We start from the raw sequence: 26,204 nt of genomic DNA on the forward strand, positions 1-26,204 counted from the left end.
CCTGTCGCAAAATCCGGCACCATAGACTTGCAGCGCACGAAACGTCATGTTTAGTGCAAGGAAGCGGAAGATGGAGCGCCTGCCGTGCCCTTTGTGGCCGGGCAGGCGGTTCGGTTTCCGGTCCAGTTTCGAAACGGCCAGCTCGTGATCCAATTCTCGCTTCTCTTTGCCCTGGGCTTTCTGACGGCGATCATCATCGGTCTCCTGGTCGCACCGGCGATCCACCGCCGGATCGTGCGTTTCGCCGAGGACCGGCTGAAAGCGACGATGCCGCTCAGCCCTCAGGAGGTGCGCGCGCAAAAGGATGCTGCCCGCGCCGCCTTTGCCGCCGAGAATGCCCGCACGCTTCAGGCCCTGAAGCGCGAACGGGACAAGGGCGTGTCGCTGATGCTGACCAACGAGAAGAGCCTGCAGGAAGCCCGTCGCCTCAGTGGCGAAAACGCCGATCTGCACGCCCAGCTGGCCGACATGAACGTTGAGGCGGCAGACATGCGCTCGGCCATCCGCCAGTTCGAACAGCGGCTGGAACGCATGAAGGCGACCCTCGACAGCGTCGAGCGGGACAACGCCGGCAAGGCTGACGAGATCAGAAAGCGCGACGCCCAGCTCGCCCAGGATGCGGCCCAGACCGACAATCTGCGGATCGATCTGGCTGCGCGCGAGACCGAGGTCGAGCATCTGAAGAGCCGGATTGCCACGCTGCGCGACGAGCGCGAAGCCCTGCGCAGCGACTTGAAGACCGAGACCACCCATGCAAAGGAAATGGAGCTCCGCCTGTCGCGCGACGGGACCCGCCTTCACCGGCTGGAAGACAAGCTTGCGCGCGAAATGGCGACCAGCGCCGATCGCGAGAGCGCGCTCGAAAGGCGCGCCGGGGAAATCGAGAGATTGAAAGCCAAGGTCAAGGACACCAACCAGGAAATGCGTGACGCCGCCAAGGCTCTCCGCGCCGCGGGCGTCGCCTTTCCCCTGCGCCGCGACCGCAAGCCGGCATCCGAACCGGCCGCCAACGGCGCCGCGGAACCGGCCCAATCCGTAGGAGGGGAGCCCGGCTCCATCGTCGCCGCCGACGACCTGCGCAATCGCGCCACCGCCCTTTCGGAGCGCCTAACCAACTCCAAGTCCGCAGCCCATGACGAGGCGCTTCGTGATGAAGTCGCAGCAATCGCCGCGGGCATGGTCGCACTGACGGCGACGAACGAAGGCGCCGCCTCCCCCATCCTCGGCCTGCTCTCGGGCGAGGAAGAAGGCACCGGTAACAGGAAAAGCCTGGCAAAGCGCGTCAAGGACATCCTGCCGCGCGAGTAGTGCGCGCAGCGGTCGGAATCATCTGCCCTTACACCAGTGCGAACCGTCAGATCCGGCCGTTGATCAATGCCACCTGGTGCAATGCGATGCCCGCCGCGGTCGACACATTGAGGCTGTCGAGCCCAGGACGCTGGCGGATGCGCGCCGTCTGGATCGCCGTCATCACCGATTGCGGCAGCCCCTCGCCCTCGGTCCCCATCAGAAGCGCCGTGCGCTGTGCCGCCGGGATCGCCCCGATGTCGATCGTTCCCGCCGGCGACAGGCCCCAGATTGCAAAGCCCGCATCCTGCAGCTGCTGCAGCATGACGGCAACGGACCCTTCGCGGGCAAAAGGCACCGTCAGCACGGAACCGACGGAAACGCGGATCGCCTTGCGGTACATCGGATCGCAGCTCGTCTCGTCCATCAGCACCGCATCGACCCCGAAGGCCGCGGCGTTTCGGAAAAGCGCACCCATATTGTCGTGGTTGGAGATGCCGCACGCCGCCAGCACCAGGCTCGACGCGGGTAGCGACGCGATCAGCGCGTCGCGATCCGGCTCGCCTTCGCGGCGCCCGAGTGCCAGCACGCCGCGATGCATGTTGAAGCCGGCGATCGCGTCGAACACCTGCGCATTCGCCACATAGACCGGCACGTCAGGCGGGAAACGCCGAAGAATGTCGCCAACGCCCTCCAGACGGTTTTCCAGAAGCAGGAGGGCCTCGGCCGCAAAGCCACGGCCGGTCTCGTGCGCGGCAGCCAGCATGCGCAGCACCACGGTGCCTTCGGCGATGAAGCGACCCTGCCGCCCCGTCAGATCGCGCTCCTTGATCGAGACGAAACCGGCGATCCGGGGATCGGCGGGATCGTCGATGCGCAAGACGGGCGGGAGGGCGCCTGGCATGCCGTCAGTTCGTCCGAACGGTAATATCCGCAACGATGCGGCCGGTGCCGATGTCGAAGACGATGGCGCGCGGCTCGGCGCCGGGCAGGTTGCCGTAGAACAGCACCTGCGAGCCCGAAAGCGCGACATTCGTCACGGTGAAGCCTGCGGGCAGCGCGGCAACGGCGTTGAGCGGTGCCTCGCTCGGGACGACGGCAGCGGACGTCTGGGCCGGCGCTTTCTCATCCGTGCGTGTCAGCTTGTAGACAATCGTTCCAAGGACAGCCATAAGCATGACCAACATGACGCCGGCCGAGACGAGCTGCAGCTTCACCATCTTGCGGCGGACATTTTCCATCGCCGGATCTAGCGGCTTGTCTTCCTGGTCGTCGGGCTCGATTGCGGTCATGGCTGGCCTTTTTTCGGATTTTTAGCGGAATGAACGACCCCTTTAAACAAGCAACGGCCAATAGGAAAGTCCTGACGGCGGGCGAGGATGCCGCAGGGCGGCTCGATTCCTTCCTGACGGACGCACTTTCGGGTGAATTCTCCCGCAACCGCATCAAGGCCCTGATCGAACAGGGTGCGGTGTCGGTCAACGGCAAGCCGGTGAGCGAACCGAAAAAGAAGGTACAACCGGGCGACGTTTTCGAGATCGACCTGCCCGAGCCGGAAGATCCCGAGCCGAAGGGCGAGAACATTCCCCTCGACGTGCTCTATGAGGACAGCGACCTGATCGTGCTGTGCAAGCCGGCCGGCCTTGTCGTGCATCCGGGCGCCGGCAACTGGACCGGCACGCTGGTCAACGCCCTGATCCACCATTGCGGCAGCAGCCTGTCGGGCATCGGCGGCGTCAAGCGCCCCGGCATCGTCCATCGCCTCGACAAGGAGACGAGCGGCGTCATGGTCGTCGCCAAGAACGATGCGGCCCATCGCCATCTCTCGGACCAGTTTGCCGACCACGGCCGCACCGGCCCGCTCGAGCGCGCCTACCGGGCGGTCGTCTGGGGGCGGCCACGGCAACTGAAGGGTACGATCGACGCGCCGCTCGGCCGCGCCGGCGACCGGACGAAGCGCGCGGTCAAGCGCGAGGGCAGCGACGACGCCCGCGAGGCGATTACCCATTACGAGGTGGTCGAGCGCTATCTCGAAAAGCCCGACGGCACCTCGCTCGCCTCGACCATCGAATGCCACCTGGAAACGGGCCGGACCCACCAGATCCGCGTGCACATGGCTCATATCGGCCACCCGCTGATCGGCGATCCCGAATACGGCGCCGCCTTCAGAACCAAGGCGAACCTTCTGCCGGAGGCCGCCAAGACCGTGGTCAATCAGTTTCACCGCCAGGCGCTGCATGCCTTCATGCTGCAGTTCGAACATCCCTCGACCGGCGAGACCATGCATTTCGAAGCACCGATGCCGGCCGACATGGCAGCGCTGATCGACGCGCTGCGCAGCGGGGAGTGACCGCCCCTTGAAATCCGGCGAAAGAATTCCGATCTAAGGCGAGCCTCTATTCGTGACATTTCCGTCGCTCCGGCGTCACATGCTTGTGAACCGGACTCCTTGAATCATGCTTTCGCCGTACTTATTTTCTACGTTCGTGGGGTCTTGACGAAGACCCACATGCCCGGCTTGCCGACCGGAGGCCGGAGACTAAAAAGGGGGGTGCTTCATATGGCCCGAAACAATTTGCCGTCCATTGCCGCTGGAGAAGGCGGCCTCAATCGTTACCTCGACGAAATTCGCAAGTTCCCGATGCTGGAGCCGCAGGAAGAGTACATGCTCGCCAAGCGGTACCAGGAACATGACGACCGCAAAGCGGCACACAAGCTCGTCACAAGCCACCTTCGCCTCGTCGCCAAGATCGCGATGGGTTATCGCGGCTACGGCCTGCCGATCGGCGAAGTCGTGTCGGAGGGCAACGTCGGCCTGATGCAGGCCGTGAAGAAGTTCGAACCCGATCGCGGCTTCCGTCTCGCCACCTACGCAATGTGGTGGATCAAGGCGGCGATCCAGGAGTACATCCTGCGCTCGTGGTCGCTGGTCAAGATGGGCACGACCGCCAACCAGAAGCGGCTGTTCTTCAACCTGCGCCGCCTCAAGGGCAAGATCCAGGCACTCGATGAGGGTGACCTGAAGCCGGAGCAGGTCAAGGAAATCGCCACCACGCTCAAGGTGAGCGAGGACGAAGTCGTGTCGATGAACCGCCGCCTGTCCGGCGACGCCTCGCTCAATGCGCCGATCAAGGCGAGCGAAGGCGATTCCGGCCAATGGCAGGACTGGCTCGTCGACGATCACGACAACCAGGAAGAAATCCTGATCGAGCAGGACGAGCTCGAAAGCCGCAGGGCGCTGCTGGCGAACGCGATGAAGGTGCTCAACGACCGTGAGCGTCGCATCTTCGAAGCACGCCGTCTGACCGAAGATCCGCTGACGCTTGAGGATCTTTCGGCCGAGTTCGACATCAGCCGCGAGCGCGTCCGACAGATCGAGGTTCGCGCCTTCGAAAAGGTTCAGGATGCCGTGCGCAAGGCAGCGCTGGAGCGCGCCAATTCCTTGCGCGTCGTCGAAGGCGCCTGAGGCGACTGCAGCACTTCAACAAAGGTTCTGCTTCAAGAGCGCGAAAACCAACAAAAAACCCGGCGGTTGCTTCCGCCGGGTTTTCTGTATCTACCGCTCTTATCGAGCTTACTGGCTGTTGCTTTCGGCAGCCGTTCCCGTCGTCGACCAGGCGCGCATCGCCTGGTTGAAGGCATCCGTACCGCTCTGCCCCTTTTCAAGCGTCAGCAGCGCGCGGCGGCCGTTGCGATAGGTGAGCGGAATATCGATCCAGCTGCGGCTACGCAGCAGTTCGGTGTTGTTGCCGATGGCGTCCGTCGCATCGTTCAGCGCGATCATGTGGAAATCGTCGGTGATCTTGGCCGGAACCGCGATCAAGGCGTCTCCCCGGTCCTGCTCGGTCCGCTTCATCGATACGCGCTGGACGCTGTCGATAGCGCCGCCTTCGAAGTTCGACGGCAGCGAGAACACGAATTCGATGACGTGACTTGCCGGCAGCGACGGATCCGCATTCCGCTTGATCGTCATCAGCGCGGTGAGGCCACGGTCGGGAACGGTGATCTGGGCCTGGATTGCCGGTTCGGGCTTGGCGTCGCCGCCAGGCGACTCCTCCTTCACCGTCCATGCCACGGTCCCCGGAACGGCCGTGGGCGAAGACTGGCCAAGGCGCTCCTCGTAGAGGAACATCTTCTCGCCGGTCGCAAGCGCGACTTCAGGCTGGTTCGGCTGGCCCGACGGCTGTCCTGTCGCCGGCGCTCCGGCCTGGCCGGTCGTGCCGCCCTGCCCGGCGGCCGCTTCGACAGGCTTGCCTGCCTCGGTCTGCGGCGCCACGGACTTGCCTTCCTGCGCCGCGCTCTCGCCGGTTGGGTTGGCCGGGCCGTCGTCGGTCTCCGATCCGTCCGCCATCAGGCGCTGCGTGAACTTGGTCGAGCTGTTGTCCGGAGCGACGGTATCGTCGTGCGCAGCCGGTTCCTGCGTGGCGGTTTCGCCAGCGGGCTGCGGCGGCGTGCTTTGTTCTGCCGGCGCTCCGCCGATGTTTGACACCACCGAGGTTATCGACGCCACCATGCCGGAGATCCAGGCATTGCCGGCTTCGCGGTTCTGCCAGTAGGCAAACCCGCCGCCGCCAAGCGCCAGCAGGGCGACGCCCGCAATTGCGAGACGCTTAATGCTGAAGCGCGACGGCTTCGGCGTGGCCCGGTAAGATGTCGGCCTCGGCGCCGCCGGGGTTGCTTCGCCAGCCCGTTCCGGCTCGCGTGCTGCGGCCGCAGCTCCGGCTCCCGCCGCAGCAGCATTGGCCGCGTCCTCGAAACCGAGCAGGTCGTCGATATGATCCCAAGCGGTACCAGCGCGTTCCTGCTGGTTCTGTGCCGCCGGTGCGGCAGTAGCCTGAACAGGCTTTTCGACCGGCCATGACCAGTCGCTGATCTCCGGTTCGGAAGTCTTCTCGGCCCGCCGCTCTTCGATCGCCGCGAAGGGGTCATTGTCGTCGAACGACCAGCCGCGCACCGGGTCCGCCTTGGGCGTCGCCTCAGGCGCATGTTGGTCCGGCTCGGCGACCGGATGCATCCCCAGGAGCTCGGGCGCGTTATCCGGTTCGTGGGCCTCGGCGGCACGCTCGTCGCTGAGGTGTTCGGCAACCGGAGCGACGGTCGAAGTCGGACCAACGGTCTCCCACTCGGGCAGGTCCCACTCCGAGAGTGCCGGCTTCTGCTCGGCGTTTGCCGCCGGCGCTTCCTCCCAGGCCGGCTCATGCGCGGCATGGTGCAGCGCCTCGACCGACGGGGAAGGCTCCGATGTGTCCTGCGTTTCTGCCACCGGCTCCGAATACTCGGGCGCTTCGTAGGCTGGCGCGTCTTCTTGCGGCTGAGCCACGACGGGACTTTCGTCCAGCGGCGCCGCAACGGCTTCGGCAGGCTCAACGACCGGTTCGTATTCTACCGGCTCGACCGGAGTTTCCTCGGCCAGTTCAGCATGAGGCTCGACGACATGCGTCGGTTCCTCATAAGCCTCGACATGGTGGTAGGGCTCGGCGGCGCTTTCCGGTTCCGCGGCCGGCTGTTCGACCTGCTCGGCAACAGCCACCGGTTCGCTTTCGGCAACCGGCGCAGACTGAGCTTCCGGTTCCGGTTCCGGTTCCGGTTCCGGTTCCGGTTCCGGTTCCGGTTCCGGTTCCGGAACGGGCTCGTCTACGGCAGCGTCCGAGGCAACCGGTTCGACGGTCTCCGCCTCGGCTACCTCCGGCTCATCGAGCGCCGGCAGGGCCTCGGCATGTTCGCTGTCGACCTCGGCGATCGCATTTTCGAGCTTCGCCAGCTGGCGATTGATCATGTCGTCCGACGGACGCGGGTTCATGTTTTCGAGTTGGCGGCGCACGGCCGCGCGCGCCTTCTCGTATACCCTGTCCCGCATTTCAGGTGTGTTTTCCGACAGGCCGTCAACGGTCCTGCGAATAACTGCAACAAAGTCCGCCATTAGTACTTTCTCATACGCCCAGGTATGTCTTTGCGATCACGACGCAATGTCAGTTCGCCGACACTAGTCCTCAAAGGGGTCCGTCACAAGTATTGTGTCGTCCCGCTCCGGGCTGGTCGAAAGAAGAGCAACCGGTGCACCGATCAGTTCTTCCACCTGGCGGACATACTTGATCGCTTGCGCCGGAAGATCTGCCCAGCTGCGCGCGCCAACCGTCGATTCTTTCCATCCTTCAAGCGTAACATACACTGGCTTTGCCGAAGCTTGCTGCGCCTGGCTTGCCGGCAGATGGTCGATCTGCTGCCCATCCAGAGTATAGCCGATGCAGATCTTCAGTTCGTCGAGACCATCGAGAACGTCGAGCTTGGTAAGCGCGATGCCGGTGATGCCGTTGGCGGCGACCGACTGGCGCACCAGAGCCGCATCGAACCAGCCGCAGCGACGCTTGCGACCCGTGACCGTGCCGAACTCATGACCTTTTTCACCGAGGAACTGGCCGATTTCATCGGTAAGCTCAGTCGGGAACGGACCTTCGCCGACGCGCGTCGTATAGGCCTTGGTGATGCCGAGGATATAGCCGAGCGAACCCGGGCCCATGCCCGAGCCGGCGGCAGCCTGGCCGGCGACCGTGTTCGACGAGGTGACGAACGGATAGGTGCCGTGGTCGATGTCGAGCAGCGTGCCCTGCGCGCCTTCGAACAGGATGCGGGCGCCCTTGCGGCGAGCCTTGTCGAGCAGCACCCAGACGGTGTCCATGAACGGCAGCACCTTGGCGGCGACCGACGAAAGCTCCTGCATGATCGCGTCATGGCTGATCTCGGCTTCGCCGAGGCCGCGGCGCAGCGCGTTGTGGTGCGTCAGCAGGCGATCGACCTTGGCCGGCAGCGTGTCAAGGTCGGCAAGATCCATGACGCGAATGGCGCGACGGCCGACCTTGTCTTCGTAAGCCGGACCGATGCCGCGGCGCGTGGTGCCGATCTTCGTACCGCTGTTGGAGGCGGCGTCCTCGCGGATGCCGTCGAGCTCGCGGTGCAGCGACAGGATCAGGGTGGCATTGTCGGCGATGCGCAGATTGTCCGGCGTGATCGCAATGCCCTGCTTGCCGAGCTTGTCGATTTCGGCGATCAGCGCGTGCGGATCGATCACGACGCCGTTGCCGATGACGGCAAGCTTGCCGGGACGCACGACGCCGGAGGGCAGGAGCGACAGCTTGTAGCTGACGCCGTCGATCACCAGGGTATGGCCGGCATTGTGACCGCCCTGAAAGCGCACGACGATATCCGCGCGCTCGGAGAGCCAATCCACAATCTTGCCTTTGCCTTCGTCACCCCATTGGGAGCCGACCACTACGACATTCGTCATAATTCTCTTCCTGTTCAGGCGCGCAACCGAGGCTGCGCTGTTCTCAAACCCGCGCATCTATACTGTGTTGTCATCTGGAAAGCGACCCCGTTATGTCGGGCGTTCCGCCCTTTTTGCATGACAAGGCCGGGATATAGAGCCTATATCTTCCGCTCTCCCGCCATCGCGACAGCCGGTCGCCATCCCCATGCAGGTCTGACCATCGTGAATTCCAGGGCCTACTTCTATCTGTGCATCACCGCTCTCTTCTGGGGCGGCAACTCCGTCGCCGGAAAGATGGCCGTTGGCCATGTGAGCCCAATGATGCTGACGACCCTGCGCTGGGTCTTCGCGCTCATCGTCATCCTGGTGCTGATGACGCCGCAGATCCGCCGCGACTGGGACAAGATCCGCAAGCACTGGCTGCAACTTCTTGCCTATGGCGCGATCGGCTTCACCACCTTCAATGCCCTGCTCTACTCGGCGCTCAAATATACGAGCGCCATCAATGCCGTCATTCTGCAGGCCGGCATCCCGATGCTGATCTTTCTCTTCAACTTCGTGCTCTTCCGCACCAAGGCGTCGATCGCCCAAGTGATCGGCTTTACCGTCACCCTCGTCGGCGTGCTGGTGACGGCGGCCCATGGCGACGTCACCAGCCTGCTGTCGCTCGAATTCAACTTCGGCGATGCGCTGATGATCGCGGCCTGCATCGTTTATGCCGGCTACACCGTGGCGCTGCGCTACAAGCCGACCATGCACTGGCAGAGCTTCATCGCCGCCCCCGCCTTCGGCGCGCTGTTGAGCGCCATCCCGCTGTTGTTCTGGGAGATCGGCACAGGCACGGCGATAGTCCCAGATACCACGGGCTGGGTCATCGTTCTCTATGCCGCGATCTTCCCGTCGCTGATGTCGCAGGTGCTTTATGTGCGCGGTGTCGAGATGATCGGCGCCAACCGCGCCGGCCTGTTCATCAACGCCATTCCCGTTTTCGGCACGCTGCTGTCGGTGATGCTGATCGGCGAGACCTTCCACCTCTTCCACCTCGTCGCCCTGCTCTTGGTGCTCGGCGGGATCGCGATCGCCGAAAAAGGTCGCCCGCGCTAGAGAAGTCTCGCGCCTGCCGGGCAAGTTTCGGGCGATGCAATCGCTAGAACTCGGGAGGCGACTTAAGGCTTGATTAGCAGATGGGTGTTTCTGTCGCCGCCAGGATTTTCCTTGGGGCTAAGGCAGTGAAAAATATTAGAATTTCGACACGTATCTACTTATTGACGGCGATGGCGCTGGTCTTCATGGCAGCCGCCATGGCCTACAAGACTCAAGTCGCCAACTCGGAAGTCAGCGACGAGCGCCGGCAGATGCTGCGCAACGTCACCGAAGCGGCGATCTCGACGATCGCAAGCTTCGAGGAGCAGGAGCGCAATGGCACGCTCTCGCATGAGGAAGCCCAGAGCCGCGCTATTTCCGCCGTTATGGCCATGCGCTTCGGCCAGGACGGCTACTTCTTCATCAACGGCTTCGACGGCATGATGATCGCCCACCCGCTCGCCAAGAAGCTCGTCGGCACCGACGTGCGCGGCCTCAAGGATACCAACGGCAAAGCCTTTAACGTCGAGCTCATCGCGTTGGCGCAGAACCCGGGCAGCGGTATCGTCAACTACTATTGGGACAAGCCCGGCCATGAGGAGCCGGTCGAGAAGTACTCCTACATTCAGGGCTTCAAGCCCTGGGGTTGGGGCGTCGGCACCGGTGTCTATGCCGACGATCTCGCCGCCAAGTACAATGCGTCTCTGCTGATGACGATCATCACCACGGCGATCGCCGCGATCGCGACGCTGGCTGCCGCCATGGCGATCGGCCGCTCGATCAGCCGGCCGATCAACCGGCTGAAAGACGTGATGCTCGAAGTATCGAACAACGACACCCGTTCGGAAGTTCCGGATACCGACCGCCGCGACGAGATCGGCCACATGGCCGATGCCCTCGTCGTGCTGCGCGCCTCGGTGATCGAGCGCAACGCGCTCGAAGTTCGCCAGCGCGAACAGCAGATGGCGCTCGACGGCGAGCGCAGCGCCAACGAGGAAATGCAGCAGGCGACCGCCCGCGTGCAAGCCCATGTCGTCAGCACGATCGGCGGTGCGCTCGAGCGGCTCGCGAGCGGCGACCTGACGACCCATGTCCCCGATCTCGGCGCCGACTACGAAAAGCTGCGCCAGGACTTCAACACCGCCGTCGCCGCACTTCGCTCGACGGTGAGCGCGATCGCCGATTCCACCTCAGTTGTCACCGGCAATGCCAATGAGATCAGCAGGGCAGCCAACGACCTGTCGCAGCGCACCGAGCAGCAGGCAGCGTCGCTCGAAGAAACCGCAGCCGCCCTCGACGAGATCACCTCAGCGGTTCAGAACTCCACCAACCGCGCCGAGGAGGCGACCCGCATGGTCGCCGAGGCCCGCAAGGGTGCGGCCACCTCGAGCGAGGTCGTTCGCGACGCAATCACCGCCATGGGCCGCATCGAAAACTCGTCTTCGAAGATCGGCGAGATCATCGGCGTCATCGACGACATCGCCTTCCAGACGAACCTCCTGGCGCTGAACGCCGGTGTCGAGGCGGCACGCGCCGGTGATGCCGGCAAGGGCTTTGCCGTCGTCGCGCAGGAGGTGCGGGAACTGGCGCAGCGTTCGGCAACGGCGGCCAAGGAGATCAAGGGGCTCATTACCGCGTCGGGCGTCGAGGTTTCGGCCGGCGTGCGTCTGGTCGAGGCGACCGGCTCGGCGCTCGGCGACATCGAGCGCCGGGTCAACGAGATCAACGACCGCATCGTCGCCATTGCGACGGCCGCCCGCGAACAGTCGGTCGGGCTGCGGGAGATCAACACTGCCGTCAACCAGATGGACCAGATGACCCAGCAGAACGCCGCCATGGTCGAGCAGACCTCGGCCGCAAGCCAGGCGCTCGCCGGCGAAAGCAACGTGCTATCCGGCCGGCTTGCCCAGTTCACGGTCGAGGAGAAAGCGTGGCGGCCCTCGACGCAGCGGGCGGCCTGATCCAGCACAAAACGAAAATGGCGCCAATCGGCGCCATTTTCATTCAGACGAGATGCCGCTCCATATAGAGCGCATCATCGCCATAACTTGAAAGCTTCTGCACCAGCCGTTCGTCCATGCGAACCTCGAAGCCCTGTCGCTCCCAGAAGCGGCGGGATCCGTTGACGGAAACGAGCGACATCGACCGGAACCCTTCCGTCCGTGCAACATCGGCAAGCATCGGCAACACGCCGCCCCCTGCCCCGGAGCCACGCATTTCGGGCAGAAGGGCGAGGTCATGGATGTACCAGGTATCGGCAGCCTCAGGGATTTCGCCAAGCATGCTGTTCAGCGACGGCGGCGCACCGCGAAGCCAGGGGTGGCTCAACACATAGCCGCGCGACAGGCCCTTTGAGTCCAGCATGAAACAACCGGCAGGGCTGAGCGCGATGCGGTCGGCGAGCACGGCGTCATCCTCGGGAAAGGCCTGGTGAACCACGAGCTGGATCTCCGATACGGATGCGAGGTCGGGCAGGCTTGCCTCACGCCAGCGGAATGTCATTTCGGTCATTTCTCGTCACATGCGTTCGAAACAGGAAAACGCACCGGCGGTCGGCCGGTGCGTCCTCGATATGTCCCGTGAGTGGGTCGGCAAAGTGGCAGACCGTGCTGCCACTTGCTGGGCTGGCATCAATCGATGTTGAAGACCAGCGGCTTTGCCTGGCGAATTGCCGGATTGGCACGCAGCTTGTCAAGCACGGCCTCGGAAACAGCGCCATCGACGTAGAGCAGCGCGATCGCGTCACCGGCTTCCTTCTCGCGGCCGAGCTGGAAGTTCGCGATGTTGACGCCCGCATCGCCGAGCGTCATGCCGATGAAGCCGATCATGCCGGGAACGTCGGTGTTGGTGATGTAGACCATATGGTTGCCGACATCCGCATCGAGGTTGATGCCCTTGATCTGGATGAAACGCGGCTTGCCGTCCGAGAACACCGTGCCGGCGACCGAACGTGTCTGGTTCGCCGTCTTCACCGTCAGCTTGATGTAGCCGTCGAAGACGCCGGTCTTGTCACGCTTGACCTCGGACAGGATGATGCCCTTTTCCTTGATCATGACCGGCGCCGAAACCATGTTGACGTCGGCGACCTGCGGCCGGATCAGACCGGCAAGCACGGCACTCGTCAGCGCCTTGGTGTTCATGCCGGCGGTCGAGCCGTCATAGAGGATCTCGATTTCCTTGATCGCGCTTTCGGTCACCTGACCGACGAAGGCGCCGAGAACATCGGCAAGCCGGATGAACGGCTTCAGGATCGGTGCTTCCTCAGCGGTGATCGACGGCATGTTGATGGCGTTGGAGACCGCACCCTTGACCAGATAGTCCGACATCTGTTCGGCCACCTGCAGCGCGACGTTCTCCTGAGCTTCCGTGGTCGAAGCGCCGAGATGCGGCGTGCAGACGACGTTCGGCAGGCCGAAGAGTGGGCTTTCGGTTGCGGGTTCGACCTCGAAAACGTCGAAACCGGCGCCGGCGACATGGCCCGACTTGATCGCTTCGGCAAGCGCCTTCTCGTCGACCAGACCACCACGGGCGCAGTTGACGATGCGCACGCCCGGCTTGGCCTTGGCAAGCGCTTCGGCGCTCAGGATGTTGCGGGTCTTGTCGGTCAGGGGCACGTGCAGGGTGATGAAGTCAGCCTGGGCGAGCAGTTCGTCGAGTTCGACCTTGGTGACGCCCATTTCTTCGGCACGCTCCTTGGAGAGGAACGGGTCGTAGGCAAGCACATGCATCTTCAGGCCGATGGCGCGCGAGCAGACGATCGAGCCGATGTTGCCGGCGCCGATGACGCCGAGCGTCTTGCCGGTGATTTCGACACCCATGAAGCGGGACTTCTCCCACTTGCCGGCCTGCGTCGAGGTGTCGGCGGCCGGAAGCTGGCGGGCAACGGCAAAGAGCAGCGCAATCGCATGTTCGGCGGTCGTGATCGAGTTGCCGAAGGGCGTGTTCATCACGATGATACCGCGGCGCGAAGCGGCCGGGATGTCGACATTGTCGACGCCGATGCCGGCGCGGCCGATGACCTTGAGGTTGGTCGCAGCGGCGATCAGCTTTTCCGTCGCCTTGGTGGCGGAACGGATGGCAAGACCGTCATAGTTACCGATGATTTCGGCGAGCTTGTCCTTGTGCTTGCCGAGCTTCGGCTGGAAATCGACTTCGACGCCGCGGTCGCGGAAGATCTGGACGGCGGTTTCCGACAGTTCGTCGGATACGAGAACACGAGGTGCCATGGGAGGCCTCCTTAAAGATCAGGTCTGAATGGGAATGCGGGTAGCCAGGCCTCGCTCCCATCGGGAGCGAAGCGGATCACTCAAATCAGTGTGAGATGCGGGCGAAGTTCATTGTCCTCACCCATTGTCCGATCAGGCCGCGGCCTGTGCCAGCGTTGCCTTCTGGCTCTCGAAAGCCCAGGTCAGCCATGGCATCAGCGCCTTCATGTCGGCGGCCTCGATCGTGGCGCCGGCCCAGATGCGAAGACCGGACGGGGCATCGCGGTAATGGCCGATGTCGAAGGCGACGCCTTCCTTTTCGAGGAGCGCAACCACGCCCTTGGCAAAGGCCGCCTGTCCGTCGGCGTCGAGCGCGAGCACGTCCTTGTCGACGATCTTCAAGCAGACCGAAGTGTTGGAGCGGGTCTCGTCCTTGACCGCCAGGTTTGCGATCCAATCGTTGGCGGCGACGAAATCGAAGATTGCCTGCGCATTGGCATCAGCCCGGGCCATCAGGCCCTTGAGCCCGCCGACCTGCTGCGCCCAAAGCAGCGCATCGATGTAATCTTCGACGCAAAGCATCGACGGCGTGTTGATGGTTTCGCCGGTAAAGATGCCTTCAATCAGCTTTCCGCCCGAGGTCATGCGGAAGATCTTCGGCAGCGGCCAGGCCGGCACGTAGGTCAGCAGCCGTTCGACGGCGCGCGGCGACAGGATGATGACGCCATGGGCGCCCTCGCCGCCAAGAACCTTCTGCCAGGAGAAAGTGACGACGTCGAGCTTGGCGAAATCGAGGTTCTGCGCAAACGCGGCAGAGGTCGCATCGCAGATCGTCAGGCCCTTGCGGTCAGCCGGGATGAAGTCGCCGTTGGGCACACGCACGCCCGAGGTCGTGCCGTTCCAGGTGAAGACCACGTCGCGGTCGAAATCGACCTTCGAAAGGTCGGGAAGTTCGCCGTAACCGGCTTCGAACTTGCGTACGTCGGCGAGCTTCAGCTGCTTGACCACGTCGGTCACCCAGCCGGCGCCAAAGCTTTCCCAGGCGACCATGTCGACGCCGCGCGGACCGAGCAGCGACCAGAGCGCCATTTCGACGGCGCCGGTGTCGGAAGCGGGCACGATACCGATACGGTAGTCGGCCGGCACTTCAAGAATGTCACGGGTAAGATCGATGGCCTGCTTCAGCTTCGTCTTGCCGATCTTGGCGCGGTGCGAACGACCGAGCGGAGCATCGGAGAGAGCGTCGAGCGTCCAACCGGGGCGCTTCGAGCAAGGGCCAGAAGAGAAATGGGTATTGTTCGGACGGAGGTCCGGCTGTGCAGGCTTTGCCATGTGCTATCCTTCCAGATAGATAGCCCTTCGTTGGGGAAGGGTGTCCCGCCGTCGTCGATATTGGCGGCGGGATCGGAAGTCAAGCGCTTTGTCGCAATCGACAAAATTAATGGCGTCGCGGGCAACATATGAAAAGACAGGCGGCCACCGCCGAACGATTGTTGCCAGACAACGCCTTCATGTGAGCAACAGGTTGAATCACTTGGGGAAAGAACGCAGCGAACCTGCTCGACTTTCCCGCGGCCGATGGCGCTAGAACGAGAAGCGCAGGCCCGCTCGGATTTCGTGACGGGAAAGACCATCGTCAAAGCCGTTGCCGCCACGTGCGCCCGCAAGCGCCTCAGTGCCGAAGCCGAACATCTCGCCGTCGGCGATATGGGAGTAGCGGTAGCCGACATCGAGCTTCAGCTGATCGCTGAGGTCGTAGGAAACGCCGGCCATCAGCGCATAGGTGAACCGCCAACTGTCGCGCCCCTCGTAAGAGGTGGAGCCGGCCGCTCCGGCGCAGGCGCCGCCACCGGCAACGCAGGTCGCCTTTTCAACCGCCGTATCCCAATTGAGACGCGTCGCGCCGAGACCGGCGCCAACGTAGGGGGTAAAGCCGGCGAGCGTGCCGAAGTCGACATAGGCGTTCGCCATCAGGCCGAGAGCGGAATAGTCGGCCCCGGTCGAAAACGCGCAGGATGTTCCCGCCCCTTGCCCCGCGCACGGGCTTGCCGATGAGGATGAACCGTTGAACCGGCCCTCGAAATACTCCGCCGTCAGGTCAGCGCGGAACGTGTCGGTAAACTGGTAGCCGACGCCAAGCGACCCGGAAAACGGCTTGTCGAAACGGGCGTTGTCGAAGGTGGTGCTGTCGTAGGTCGACGTGCCCGCATCGAAGGTCCGGTAATAGGGATCGCCTTCGCTACGCCAAGGCGCATAGCCGATATCGCCGCGCAGATAGATCGCACTCGCGCCAGCCGATTCTTTTTCGATGGTGATCTCCGGCGCATTCAGGAGATCCTCATCGGCAGCGAATGCCGCGCCGGAAAGGAGCAGGCCGGCACCAAAAGCGGCCCCGCAGAACCCGTTTCGCCAATCCATGCCCATGCCCTTTCACCACTGCTATCGGTGCGGGATGGCGCACTGCCGTCACCGCTTCGTTCAGCGTTAACTATTGGCAGCGACTGGTTAACCCCCGGTTAACCATGCCTGTTAGGAAACAAGCAAAGAATGGCGGCAACGAAAAAGGCCACCCGAAGGTGGCCTTTTGTATCATCTGGTCTGGCCGATCACTTGTAGACGATCGGCTCCGGCTCGTAGGGCACTTCGCAGACACTGCCGAACGAGTAGCGCAGACCAGCGCGCGCCTCGTGGATGTAGAAGCCCTCGTCGGAGCCCGGACCGCCACCGTTGGCGTAGCCGAACATGTCGCCATCGTCGACCTGGCGGAAGCGGTAGCCGACGTCGGCCTTGAGATTGCAGGTGAGGTCGATGGCAGTACCGGCCATCAGCGCGTAGGTAAAGCGCCACTTGCTCTCACCGTCATGGCTCGTCGTCGGGTCGCAATTGCCGGGGTTGCCGATTTCGCAACTGGTGTTGCGCAGCTTGTCCCACTTGACGTGCGTCGCACCGATACCGGCACCGACGTAAGGCGTGAAGGCGCCGTAGGTGCCGATATCGACATAGGCGTTGGCCATCAGGCTCCAGGCGGAAACCGATGTGACGTCGCGCGACCGGCACGGGCCCGGGAAGTTGCCGCAGCCACCCACGGTCGAGCCGTTGAAATCGGCGCTGCCCCAATAGTCGGCCGTGACGTCGGCACGGAAGTAGTTGTTGAACTGATAACCGACACCGACGCCGGCGACCCAGGAGTCATCGATATCGGCGGTTTCGAAATTGGCGATGGAGCCGCCCGGCCCACCCTGGTAGAAATTCGCGCCGCGCAGGTTGTTCCAGGCGTAACCGACATCGCCGCGCAGGTACCAGCCGCTGGTCTGGATGACTTCGACCGGCTGTTCCGGCACCGGCTCGATAGGCGGTTGATAGACATCCGCAGCAAGAGCTGCCGTGCCGCTGAGCAAGATCGCAACAACGCCACTCAAAATTCTCTTCATGGCCCACTCCAATAGATTCCGTTGCTTGGATCACCGTGAAAGCGGTGCCCAAATCCCGTTGTTGTTGTGGATAATGAGGAGCAAAGGTTAAGTTCCGATTAACTACAAACGTTTACCGCGTTTGTTAAGGAATCGGCATATTCTTGTAGTTGTCGTGCAGTTTACTGCCTGCTGCCCGAGATCACATAAGGTAGAGCTAAATAGAACGGCAGAACAACACTCTCTTTTGTCGTGATGGTTGCAGGTTCTGTTCCCCAGCGGAGTTCTAACGGGAAAATGGCCCGGACCGCGGCGACACTACCGGGCAAAAGCAACAGGCAACGGGAAAAAAAGAGGCCGGCGCTTCGCACCGGCCCTGGAGGGAAGTCGATTGGTACCGGCTTAGGCGGCGTTGCGCACGCTGCCGATGACATTGACCAGTTCGTCGACGATGCGCTCGACCTGGCCGCGATCGTCGCCTTCCGCCATCACGCGGATAAGCGGCTCCGTGCCGGACGGGCGGATCAGCAGACGACCGGATTTCGCAAGCTCCGCTTCCGCGTCCGCAATCGCCTGGCGCACGGTCGCGTCTTCAAGCGGCTTGCCGGCCGAAATGCGCACGTTCTTCAGCACCTGCGGCACTGGCTCGAAGCGGTGGCAGACCTCGCTCACCGTCTTGCCCTGACGCTTGATCACCGCAAGGATCTGCAAGGCCGCAACAAGACCGTCGCCGGTGGTGCCGAAATCGGAAAGCACGATATGGCCCGACTGTTCGCCGCCGACGTTCAGCCCGTCCTGGCGCATCTGCTCGACGACATAGCGGTCGCCGACCTTGGTGCGGCGCAGGTCGATGCCGCGCCCTTTAAGGTAACGCTCGAGACCGAGATTGGACATCACGGTCGCCGCAACGGCACCGCCGCGCAGCATGCCGTCCTCGGCCCAGCTGTCGGCAATGACGGCCATCAGTTGATCGCCATCGATGACGGTACCGTTCTCGTCGACGATCAGCACGCGGTCGGCGTCGCCGTCGAGCGCGATGCCGATATCGGCGCGCACTTCATGGACCTTCTTGGACAGAGCAGCCGGATGCGTCGAGCCGCAGTCGAGGTTGATGTTGAGGCCGTTCGGCTCCGTACCGATGGTAACGACTTCGGCACCCAGTTCCCAAAGGGCGGTCGGCGCCACCTTGTAGGCCGCGCCATTGGCGCAATCGACGGCGATCCTCAGGCCCTGCAGCGTGACATCGCGCGGCAGCGTGCGCTTGGCATGTTCGAGATAGCGATAGATGTCGCCATCGACGCGCTTCGCGCGGCCGATGTCTTCCGACTTCGCCAGCTGGCCCGAGAGATCCTGGTCGAGCAACGCCTCGATCTTCTGTTCGATGTCGTCGGAGAGCTTGTAGCCATCGGGGCCGAACAGCTTGATGCCGTTGTCCTGGAAGGGATTGTGGGACGCCGAAATCATCACGCCGATATCGGCGCGCAGCGAGCGGGTGAGCATGGCCACACCCGGCGTCGGGATCGGCCCGAGCAGGAAGACGTCGAGACCGGCCGCGGTGAAGCCTGCCACCATCGCGTTTTCGAGCATGTAGCCGGAAAGACGCGTGTCCTTGCCGATCACCACCCGGTGGCGATGGGCGCCATTGCGAAAGATCGTACCGACGGCGATGCCGACCCGCATCGCCAGATCCGGTGTCATCGGAAACATATTGGACTGGCCGCGAATACCGTCGGTGCCGAAATACTTGCGCTTCATAAGAGCTCCATCGTTCTGCCGGGTCAGCGCTGGCTTTGCCAGTTTCGCCTGTCTGCGGGGTGCGCGACTGGGTTTCATTGACCGGACCTCATTTCATATCGGCGGTTGCCGTACGCCTCCGATCGTCGTGCCCACCAATGGCCATGCGATCGCGACACATGAGTCTTCTTTGACACAAAAGTGCAGCAAACGGCAGCGAGCCTAGCATCAGAAATCATTACATCCCGTTACCAAATGCCAGGTGCAAAATCGCCAACGAAAAACCGCCGCTCCACTCAAGGAACGGCGGCTTCAATACATGGCCGACAGGTGTCGGTTATTGCGGCTGCGGCTCGAACCCGCCTTCGGACTCTTCGCCCTTGCCCGCCGAGCCTTCCTTCTTGGCACCGGCCGAGGGAACGGCCGAGCCACGATGCGGCGGCGTGTCGTCGCCGAGATCACGTGCCGGCTTCTCCCCGCGGATCAGCGCCTTGATTTCTTCGCCAGTCAGCGTTTCGTATTCGAGCAACCCTTCGGCAAGCGCCACGAACTCGTGGTTCTTCTCCGTCAGGATTTTGCGGGCGGTCTCGTAGGCCTCATCGATCAGACGACGGATTTCGTTGTCGATCTTCTGGGCGGTCGCTTCCGACACGTTCTTCTGCTGAGCAACGGAGTGGCCGAGGAAGACTTCCTGCTGGTTCTCGCCATAGGAAACCTGGCCGAGCTGGTCGGAGAAGCCCCATTGCGTCACCATCGCACGGGCAAGCTTGGTGGCCTGCTCGATATCCGAGGATGCGCCCGAAGTGATGTTCTCTTTGCCGAAGGTCAGTTCTTCGGCGACGCGTCCACCCATCATGATGGCAAGACGCGAGACCATCCACTTGTAGCTCATCGAGTAGCGGTCGCCTTCCGGCAGCTGCATGACCATGCCGAGCGCGCGACCGCGCGGGATGATCGTCGCCTTGTGCAGCGGATCGGCCGAGGGAACGTTGAGCGCGAGGATCGCGTGACCGGCTTCGTGATAGGCGGTCAGCTTCTTCTCGGCCTCGGTCATCGCCGACGAACGACGCTCCGCGCCCATCATGATCTTGTCCTTGGCATCCTCGAACTCGAGCATGGTGACAAGACGCTTGTTGCGACGGGCGGCCATCAGGGCGGCCTCGTTGACGAGGTTCATGAGGTCGGCACCGGAGAAGCCGGGCGTACCACGTGCGAGCACCTTGAGGTCGACGTTCGGCGCCAGCGGCACGTTGCGCACATGAACCTTGAGGATGCGTTCGCGGCCGTTGATATCCGGGTTCGGCACGACGACCTGGCGGTCGAAGCGGCCCGGGCGCAGAAGGGCCGGGTCGAGAACGTCAGGACGGTTGGTCGCGGCGATCAGGATGATGCCTTCGTTGGCTTCAAAGCCGTCCATCTCGACCAGCAGCTGGTTGAGCGTCTGTTCGCGCTCGTCGTTGCCGCCGCCGAGACCGGCGCCGCGATGACGACCGACAGCGTCGATTTCGTCGATGAAGATGATGCAGGGCGCATTCTTCTTGGCCTGTTCGAACATGTCGCGCACACGGCTGGCGCCGACGCCGACGAACATTTCAACGAAGTCCGAACCGGAGATCGTGAAGAACGGCACGTTGGCTTCGCCGGCAACCGAGCGGGCTAGCAGCGTCTTACCGGTACCGGGAGGACCGACGAGCAGCACGCCGCGCGGAATGCGACCGCCGAGGCGCTGGAACTTCTGCGGGTCGCGCAGGAATTCGACGATTTCTTCCAGGTCCTGCTTGGCTTCGTCGACGCCGGCGACGTCGTCAAAGGTAACACGGCCATGCGCTTCGGTCAGAAGCTTGGCCTTGGACTTGCCAAAACCCATCGCTCCACGCGAGCCGCCCTGCATCTGGCGCATGAAGAACAGCCAGACGCCGAGGATCAGAAGCATCGGAAGCAGGGTACCGATATAGCTGAGGAACCCGGACGAACCGTCGGTTTCCGGGCGAACCGTGACCGTCACGTCCTTGGCTTCGAGGCGCTCGGTCAGCGCCGTATCGACCGAAGGCGCGTAGGTCTGGAAGGTTGCGCCGCTTTCGGAATAGCTGCCGATCACTTTCGAGCCGGTGATCACGACTTCCTTGACGCGGCTCGCATCCACGTCCTTGAGGAATTGCGAGAACGGAATCTCGCGCGAGCCGGTGCGCTCCGTCGGCTGTTGGAACATGCTGAACAGCGCGATCAGCAGAAGCGCTATGATTGCCCAAAGGGCAAGATTACGAAAATTAGGGTTCATCGAACTCCCCGGAACCTGTCACGACCCGCGCATTTCGCGAGCCGCTGTCTTGCTCCCTAACATAGGGTTCTGGTGACGTATTGCCAAGGCAAACCGCCGGCTACCGTTCCATTTCTGTCAATAGATCGTGAACCGGCGGCGGAGGATAAGGCTCTCGTCCGAACAATCCGGCGATCCGATCGGCCATGATCCGGTCGAAACCCGGCAAAAAGGTGTCGTAGAGCCCGATCCGCGGCTCGATTGTGATGGATGCGACACTTTCGCCGTTCTCAGACCGGACCCTCGGCGCCGTAAGCGTTGCACGACCGGCAACGCCCGGTGGCAAGCCTGCGGCAATAAGTCTCTGCTGTTGTGGCCCGCCTCGGCCCTCTGCCGCGACGGAGATGGGCGCGCTTCCGCCATTTCGCACATGGAAGCGGCCATCCCATGTTGCGGTCTCGCCGCCTGCAAGCGTCAAAGTCGTCAGGCCCCGCGCCTCGCGATAGAGGTAAAGCCCGCTTGCGCGGCGGTCGAACACGCATCTTCCGGCCGTCATCCTACCGAGCGTTGTCTCTCGCAGAAACGCCGCCACCCGCTTCACCGTATCTGCGGCGGGGATATGCGCGCGGCCGCCGACCACGGCCACCAGCGCGAGCAGCGCCCGCTGCCAATCGACGTTGTCCCGATGGTCGCCGAGAGCAAGCGGGATCTCCACCACCAGGCCTGCATGCACGCGCACATGGCGGGTGATGAAGGCGGCAGCCCTTGCCGACGACCGGGCCCTGGCTCCAGCATCCCATACCCCCTCTTCCGCCCGCGGTGATTGCGCCAGTTCGGCCCGGACGCGGACCCGCTCGAAGGTCGGGTTGGCGTTGCTCGGATCATCGAACCAGGTCACGTCGCGCGTCGCGAGATAGGCGCGGATCGACGCTCGGTCTAGGTCGAGGAACGGCCGCAGCACCCAGATCCGGCGGTCGTAAAGGGTGGCACTCGCCATGCCGGAAGCGCCCGGCCCCTGCGCCCTTTGCATCCGCATCAGGATCGTTTCGCGCTGGTCGTCGCTGGTGTGGCCGGTGACGATACAGCCGGCCCCAAGCCGCTCGGCGGCATCCGCCAGTAGCCGATAGCGCGCCTCGCGCGCCGCCGCCTGAATGCCGGTCAGCGGTTTGGGGCCATTCCAACGCTTGATGAGGTGCGGAACGCCGATGCTTGCGCAGAAGGCGGCAACGCCTTTCGCTTCCGCAGCCGATTCCGGCCGCAGGGCGTGATCGACCGTACATGCGGCCAGGGAAAATCTGTTGGGGTCGCTTGCCTCGATCGCCTCGTTCAGGGCGAGAAGCAAACCCTTGGAATCGCTCCCGCCGGAGACGGCAACGAGGATACGCATCGGGCGAAGAAAGGAGGCGAGAAATCGTTTTGCCGTTTCGACAACGGCTGTCGGCGCTGGAGCCTCAGCAGCCAAAGCGGCTCTGCTCGCTCGTCACCTTCGCCTTCACCGCAGGCGAGGCCTTGGGATAGCGCTTGTTGACCTCGCCCAGCGTCGCGCAGGCGGTTTCCTTGTTGTCGAGCGCACCGAGCGACATGCCGAGCTTCAAGAGCATTTCGGGCGCCTTCGGCGATTTGCCGTGGGCCTGATGCGCGTTCAGGAAGGTCTTGGCGGCGTCGCTGTATTTGCCTTGCGAATATTGGGCTTCACCCAGCCAGAAGCTGGCATCGGCTGCCTTGTCGCCCTTCGGAAACGCGGCCAGGTAGTCGCCGAATTCCTGCTCGGCAGTGCTGTAGTCGCCCGAAAGGACATGACCGTAGGCCGACTGGTAGAGGTCGCCGGGATTGTCGAGCGATGCAGTCTGCTGGCTGCCGGGATTGCTGTTCAAGCCGCCGTCGGCCGGTGCGCCGGAATCGACGCCGGGAAGCGTGGCGTTTGCGCCCGGCCGCCCATCCGTCGTCGCTGCGACCGGATTGCCGTTCTCGTCGAACACGATCTGTCCGAGTGTCGACGGCGGGGCCGCGCCGTTGCCGCCCTGGCTTGCTCCGGGCGAAACGCCCGAAGACGCCATGTCGTTGCCGCCGGCTGCGGGCGCCATGGTCTGGCTATCCGTCACCCCCGGGGTGACGGACGCCTGATCGCTGGTTTTCGGCGTCTGCAGAGCGCCGCTCTTCTTGGGGGAGGCCTTGCCGCTTTCCAGATCCTGGAAGCGGAACTCGTTGTCCTCCTGGAACTTCCGGATCTGCTCCTGCATCTGCAAGAGCTGGAAGCTCATTTCCTCGATACGCCCGTTAAGCGAGCGGATCTGTTCTTCGAGCTGGCCAATCCGTGCGGTTTCGGCCGACTGCACCTTTACGACGGGCAGGTTCTGCGCGCCGCTGTTGGTCTCAGTCGTTCGGGCCAGCAGCCCTGAAAGAGGCATGGCGTTCGCCGTCTGGCCGAGACCCGCAAGGGTCGCAAGACCGATCAGGCCCGCCACGACAAATTTCTTCATTTCATTTGTCCTGTTCGAATACCGGTTGTCCCACCCTTGACCAGGGGCCCGCAATACATCTCGCCGAGTCATCTGGGTGATTGCCGCACAGTTTTCCAATTGCCCTGAAAAAGCAACGGAGTTCGGCCAAAGTGTGGTAAAAAAGCAAAGGGCGGCCAAGGGCCGCCCTTTTAATTTAGCGATCTGTGATCTCCGGAACACGCAACGCCTCCTGAGATCAAGTCGTGATTCCGGGCCACGCGATGCGCGCGGCCGCGGCATCATTACATGCCGGCGCCACCGAGAACGGTAACGGCGCGGCGGTTCTGCGACCAGCAGGAAATGTCGTCGCAAACGGCGACCGGCTTTTCCTTGCCGTAGGAGATCGTCTTCATGCGGTTCGACGGAACGCCCTGGCTGATCAGGTAGTCGCGGGTCGAGGCCGCACGGCGGGCGCCGAGCGCCAGGTTGTACTCGCGCGTGCCGCGTTCGTCGGCATGGCCTTCGATGGTGATCGCGTAGTTCGGGTACTTGGCAAGCCACTGGGCCTGACGAGCGAGCGTCTGCTGCGCGTCGGCGCGGATCGAGGTGGAGTCGGTGTCAAAGAAGATGCGGTCGCCGACATTGACGGTGAAGTCCTGCTGCGAGCCCGGCGTTGCCGAACCGGCGCCACCGAGACCGAGTTCGCCAGCGCTGCCCGGCAGGTTCTTCTTCGATGCACAGCCAGCCAGGGCAAGCGTCATGACCAGGGCGATCATGACCGGGTTGCGAGCGATGGTCTGCATGCGGCCTGCGGCCGGGGTGTCAATTCGGCTCATACGCCGGTCTCCTTGAGAAGTGTCTGAATTCACGGTTGCCAGACTGTAACCGGAAGCGGTTAATCGCTATTCAACAGTTATGGTTAACAAATCGATAATTTCGGCTCGGGCCCTGCTAGACCAGCACTTTGCGGCGAGAAAGCGGCATCATTGCCACATTTTCCCGCCGCAAATCGGATCAGCCTGCAGCGGGATCAGGAAAAAAGGAGGCGGCTTTCCGCCGGCCTCCCGCCCTTAAGCGGACGAGAGGGCGATCACGTTACTGGCTTTGGATCGGGCGACCCAAAGCCACGTGAACTACTCGAGCAGCGGCGACCAGGCCGGGTCGGATGCGAAGCCCTGCGTCTGGATCAGTTGCTCGTTGTAACCCGACAGATCGATCGAATAGAGCTGCGGTCCGCCGGAACCGGCACCCTGGCGGAAGAACATCAGGACACGGCCGTTCGGCGCCCAGGTCGGGCCTTCGTTGTGGAAGCCGGTGGTCAGGATACGTTCGCCCGAACCGTCGGTCTTCATCACGCCGATCGAGAACTTGCCGCCCGACTGCTTGGTGAAGGCGATGAGGTCGCCACGCGGAGACCAGACCGGCGTCGAATAGGAGCCGTCGCCGAAGGAGATGCGGCGCTGGCCGGAGCCGTCGGCACCCATGACGTAGATCTGCTGGCGGCCACCGCGGTCGCTTTCAAAGGCGATCTGGCTGCCATCCGGCGAATAGGACGGGGCGGTATCGATCGCGGCGGTGTTGGTCAGGCGCGTCGTGGTCCGCGAGCGCAGGTCCATTGTGTAGATGTTGGCGTTGCCGTCCTGCTGCAGGCTCATGATGACCCGCTGGCCATCCGGCGAGAAGCGCGGCGAGAAGGTCATCCCGGGGAAGTTGCCGACGACCTCGCGCTGTCCGGTTTCCAGCTGCAGCAGGTAGACGCGCGGCTGTTGGTTTTCGAACGACATGTAGGTGACTTCCTGGCGGTTCGGCGAGAAGCGCGGCGTCAGAACGATGTCGTTGGAATTGGTGAGCGCACGGGCGTTGAAGCCGTCCTGGTCCATGATGGCGAGCTGACGCTTGCGTGCCGTCTTCGGGCCGCTTTCGGCGACATAGACGATGCGGGTGTCGAAGTAGCCCTTTTCACCGGTGACGCTCTGATAGATGGCGTCGGCGATGATGTGGGCCACGCGGCGCCAGTTTTCCGGCTGGGTGAAGAACTGCTGGCCGGTCATCTGCTTGTTACCGAACGTATCCCACAGGCGGAACTCGGCCTTCAGCCTGCCGTCGCCTTCCTGCGTCACGCGGCCGGTGACGAGCGCCTGCGCGTTGATGACCTTCCAGTCCTCGAAACGCGGCGTCGCATCCGGATTGCTGATCTTCTCGATGAACGCGCCCTTGTTGATCGGCGCGAACAGGCCCGAACGCTTCAGGTCCGCCGCAACCACGTCCGAAATCTTCTGGCCGAGTTCGCCCTGGAGAAAGTCCGTGACAGCGATCGGCAGCGGTTCGACGTTGCCCTTGTTGATGTTGATTTCAACTTCAGCATTTGCCGGTGTCACCGCCGCCACGACGGCGGCTAACATGCCCGCGGCCACCATCAGGGCGCGGAAAAGAGAGACCTTGATCATAGGGACAAGCCTTTCAGCTTCGTACGAAGGGTTTGCAGGGGTGGTTTGCTATCCGGCATGGGTTCCAATCCCGGCA

At 63.2% G+C, this 26,204-nt stretch carries 20 protein-coding genes; 5 read left to right on the forward strand and 15 right to left on the reverse strand.

From position 1 onward, the window contains the following. Positions 1-144 precede the first annotated feature (144 nt). Positions 145-1,308 carry a hypothetical protein gene (locus tag AC3WVQ_RS15190; protein WP_060518656.1) on the forward strand — a complete coding sequence of 388 codons (1,164 nt, stop codon included), beginning with the start codon at positions 145-147 and terminating at the stop codon, positions 1,306-1,308. Between the two features lie 46 nt (positions 1,309-1,354). Here AC3WVQ_RS15190 and AC3WVQ_RS15195 read toward each other — a convergent pair whose 3' ends face one another. After that, positions 1,355-2,191 (reverse strand): TrmH family RNA methyltransferase, encoded by an 837-nt coding sequence (locus AC3WVQ_RS15195; protein ID WP_034806450.1) that lies wholly within the window; start codon positions 2,189-2,191, stop codon positions 1,355-1,357. Between the two features lie 4 nt (positions 2,192-2,195). Continuing rightward, a complete protein-coding gene (locus tag AC3WVQ_RS15200) occupies positions 2,196-2,579 on the reverse strand; it encodes a hypothetical protein (protein ID WP_034806447.1) in 384 nt (127 codons plus the stop codon). Positions 2,580-2,608: 29 nt separating this feature from the next. Between AC3WVQ_RS15200 and AC3WVQ_RS15205 the strand changes: the two genes are divergently transcribed. After that, positions 2,609-3,637, forward strand: coding sequence for an RluA family pseudouridine synthase (locus tag AC3WVQ_RS15205; protein WP_090299766.1), 1,029 nt, complete (start codon positions 2,609-2,611; stop codon positions 3,635-3,637). 210 nt (positions 3,638-3,847) lie between these two features. Continuing rightward, positions 3,848-4,753 carry an RNA polymerase sigma factor RpoH gene (rpoH, locus tag AC3WVQ_RS15210; protein WP_034806441.1) on the forward strand — a complete coding sequence of 302 codons (906 nt, stop codon included), beginning with the start codon at positions 3,848-3,850 and terminating at the stop codon, positions 4,751-4,753. 108 nt (positions 4,754-4,861) lie between these two features. Here the strand turns inward: rpoH and AC3WVQ_RS15215 are convergent, their stop codons facing one another. Next, positions 4,862-7,207, reverse strand: a complete 2,346-nt coding sequence (locus AC3WVQ_RS15215; protein ID WP_492382862.1) for a hypothetical protein — start codon at positions 7,205-7,207, stop codon at positions 4,862-4,864. A 63-nt stretch (positions 7,208-7,270) separates the two neighbouring features. Then, positions 7,271-8,569 carry an adenylosuccinate synthase gene (locus AC3WVQ_RS15220; RefSeq protein WP_034806437.1) on the reverse strand — a complete coding sequence of 433 codons (1,299 nt, stop codon included), beginning with the start codon at positions 8,567-8,569 and terminating at the stop codon, positions 7,271-7,273. Positions 8,570-8,773: 204 nt separating this feature from the next. On the opposite strand from AC3WVQ_RS15220, the gene AC3WVQ_RS15225 reads away from it, so the two are divergent. Continuing rightward, a complete protein-coding gene (locus AC3WVQ_RS15225; protein ID WP_034806435.1) occupies positions 8,774-9,655 on the forward strand; it encodes a DMT family transporter in 882 nt (293 codons plus the stop codon). 125 nt (positions 9,656-9,780) lie between these two features. Further along, positions 9,781-11,595: a methyl-accepting chemotaxis protein gene (locus AC3WVQ_RS15230; RefSeq protein WP_090299762.1), complete on the forward strand. Its 1,815-nt coding sequence runs from the start codon at positions 9,781-9,783 to the stop codon at positions 11,593-11,595. 43 nt (positions 11,596-11,638) lie between these two features. On the opposite strand, the gene AC3WVQ_RS15235 is transcribed toward AC3WVQ_RS15230, so the two are convergent. From AC3WVQ_RS15235 to tolB, 11 genes are all read right to left on the reverse strand, one after another. Continuing rightward, positions 11,639-12,145: a GNAT family N-acetyltransferase gene (locus AC3WVQ_RS15235; RefSeq protein ID WP_060518566.1), complete on the reverse strand. Its 507-nt coding sequence runs from the start codon at positions 12,143-12,145 to the stop codon at positions 11,639-11,641. A gap of 119 nt (positions 12,146-12,264) precedes the next feature. Continuing rightward, the gene (gene serA / locus AC3WVQ_RS15240; RefSeq protein ID WP_110819211.1) at positions 12,265-13,860 is read right to left on the reverse strand and encodes a phosphoglycerate dehydrogenase; all 1,596 of its coding nucleotides are present in this window, start codon (positions 13,858-13,860) and stop codon (positions 12,265-12,267) included. A gap of 132 nt (positions 13,861-13,992) precedes the next feature. Then, on the reverse strand, positions 13,993-15,171 hold the full coding sequence (locus AC3WVQ_RS15245) for a phosphoserine transaminase (protein WP_090299760.1): 1,179 nt from the start codon (positions 15,169-15,171) through the stop codon (positions 13,993-13,995). A gap of 252 nt (positions 15,172-15,423) precedes the next feature. Continuing rightward, the gene (locus AC3WVQ_RS15250; RefSeq protein WP_090299778.1) at positions 15,424-16,257 is read right to left on the reverse strand and encodes an outer membrane protein; all 834 of its coding nucleotides are present in this window, start codon (positions 16,255-16,257) and stop codon (positions 15,424-15,426) included. A 188-nt stretch (positions 16,258-16,445) separates the two neighbouring features. Next, positions 16,446-17,270: an outer membrane protein gene (locus AC3WVQ_RS15255; RefSeq protein WP_060518574.1), complete on the reverse strand. Its 825-nt coding sequence runs from the start codon at positions 17,268-17,270 to the stop codon at positions 16,446-16,448. A 381-nt stretch (positions 17,271-17,651) separates the two neighbouring features. Next, the gene (gene glmM, locus AC3WVQ_RS15260; RefSeq protein WP_060518576.1) at positions 17,652-19,004 is read right to left on the reverse strand and encodes a phosphoglucosamine mutase; all 1,353 of its coding nucleotides are present in this window, start codon (positions 19,002-19,004) and stop codon (positions 17,652-17,654) included. A 316-nt stretch (positions 19,005-19,320) separates the two neighbouring features. Next, a complete protein-coding gene (gene ftsH, locus AC3WVQ_RS15265) occupies positions 19,321-21,261 on the reverse strand; it encodes an ATP-dependent zinc metalloprotease FtsH (RefSeq protein WP_034806263.1) in 1,941 nt (646 codons plus the stop codon). Positions 21,262-21,361: 100 nt separating this feature from the next. After that, positions 21,362-22,702, reverse strand: a complete 1,341-nt coding sequence (tilS, locus tag AC3WVQ_RS15270) for a tRNA lysidine(34) synthetase TilS (protein ID WP_492382863.1) — start codon at positions 22,700-22,702, stop codon at positions 21,362-21,364. Beyond that, positions 22,692-23,720, reverse strand: a complete 1,029-nt coding sequence (gene ybgF / locus AC3WVQ_RS15275; protein ID WP_034806258.1) for a tol-pal system protein YbgF — start codon at positions 23,718-23,720, stop codon at positions 22,692-22,694. The genes tilS and ybgF overlap by 11 nt, the downstream gene beginning before the upstream one ends. Positions 23,721-23,983: 263 nt before the next feature. Next, positions 23,984-24,517, reverse strand: coding sequence for a peptidoglycan-associated lipoprotein Pal (pal, locus tag AC3WVQ_RS15280; protein WP_034806256.1), 534 nt, complete (start codon positions 24,515-24,517; stop codon positions 23,984-23,986). A 297-nt stretch (positions 24,518-24,814) separates the two neighbouring features. After that, entirely contained in the window at positions 24,815-26,128 is a 1,314-nt protein-coding gene (gene tolB, locus AC3WVQ_RS15285; protein WP_034806253.1) for a Tol-Pal system beta propeller repeat protein TolB, read from the reverse strand. Positions 26,129-26,204 lie beyond the last annotated feature (76 nt).

The sequence above is a fragment of the Ensifer sp. EB106-05-01-XG146 genome (assembly GCF_058791875.1).

What these genes read in the sequence shown, in the direction of transcription:
- AC3WVQ_RS15195 (WP_034806450.1), bottom strand. Translation starts at nt 2,191, where the DNA reads ATGCCAGGCGCCCTCCCGCCCGTCTTGCGCATCGACGATCCCGCCGAT.
- AC3WVQ_RS15200 (WP_034806447.1), bottom strand. Translation starts at nt 2,579, where the DNA reads ATGACCGCAATCGAGCCCGACGACCAGGAAGACAAGCCGCTAGATCCG.
- AC3WVQ_RS15205 (WP_090299766.1), top strand. Translation starts at nt 2,609, where the DNA reads ATGAACGACCCCTTTAAACAAGCAACGGCCAATAGGAAAGTCCTGACG.
- rpoH (WP_034806441.1), top strand. Translation starts at nt 3,848, where the DNA reads ATGGCCCGAAACAATTTGCCGTCCATTGCCGCTGGAGAAGGCGGCCTC.
- AC3WVQ_RS15215 (WP_492382862.1), bottom strand. Translation starts at nt 7,207, where the DNA reads ATGGCGGACTTTGTTGCAGTTATTCGCAGGACCGTTGACGGCCTGTCG.
- AC3WVQ_RS15220 (WP_034806437.1), bottom strand. Translation starts at nt 8,569, where the DNA reads ATGACGAATGTCGTAGTGGTCGGCTCCCAATGGGGTGACGAAGGCAAA.
- AC3WVQ_RS15235 (WP_060518566.1), bottom strand. Translation starts at nt 12,145, where the DNA reads ATGACCGAAATGACATTCCGCTGGCGTGAGGCAAGCCTGCCCGACCTC.
- serA (WP_110819211.1), bottom strand. Translation starts at nt 13,860, where the DNA reads ATGGCACCTCGTGTTCTCGTATCCGACGAACTGTCGGAAACCGCCGTC.
- AC3WVQ_RS15245 (WP_090299760.1), bottom strand. Translation starts at nt 15,171, where the DNA reads ATGGCAAAGCCTGCACAGCCGGACCTCCGTCCGAACAATACCCATTTC.
- AC3WVQ_RS15250 (WP_090299778.1), bottom strand. Translation starts at nt 16,257, where the DNA reads ATGGATTGGCGAAACGGGTTCTGCGGGGCCGCTTTTGGTGCCGGCCTG.
- AC3WVQ_RS15255 (WP_060518574.1), bottom strand. Translation starts at nt 17,270, where the DNA reads ATGAAGAGAATTTTGAGTGGCGTTGTTGCGATCTTGCTCAGCGGCACG.
- glmM (WP_060518576.1), bottom strand. Translation starts at nt 19,004, where the DNA reads ATGAAGCGCAAGTATTTCGGCACCGACGGTATTCGCGGCCAGTCCAAT.
- ftsH (WP_034806263.1), bottom strand. Translation starts at nt 21,261, where the DNA reads ATGAACCCTAATTTTCGTAATCTTGCCCTTTGGGCAATCATAGCGCTT.
- ybgF (WP_034806258.1), bottom strand. Translation starts at nt 23,720, where the DNA reads ATGAAGAAATTTGTCGTGGCGGGCCTGATCGGTCTTGCGACCCTTGCG.
- pal (WP_034806256.1), bottom strand. Translation starts at nt 24,517, where the DNA reads ATGAGCCGAATTGACACCCCGGCCGCAGGCCGCATGCAGACCATCGCT.
- tolB (WP_034806253.1), bottom strand. Translation starts at nt 26,128, where the DNA reads ATGATCAAGGTCTCTCTTTTCCGCGCCCTGATGGTGGCCGCGGGCATG.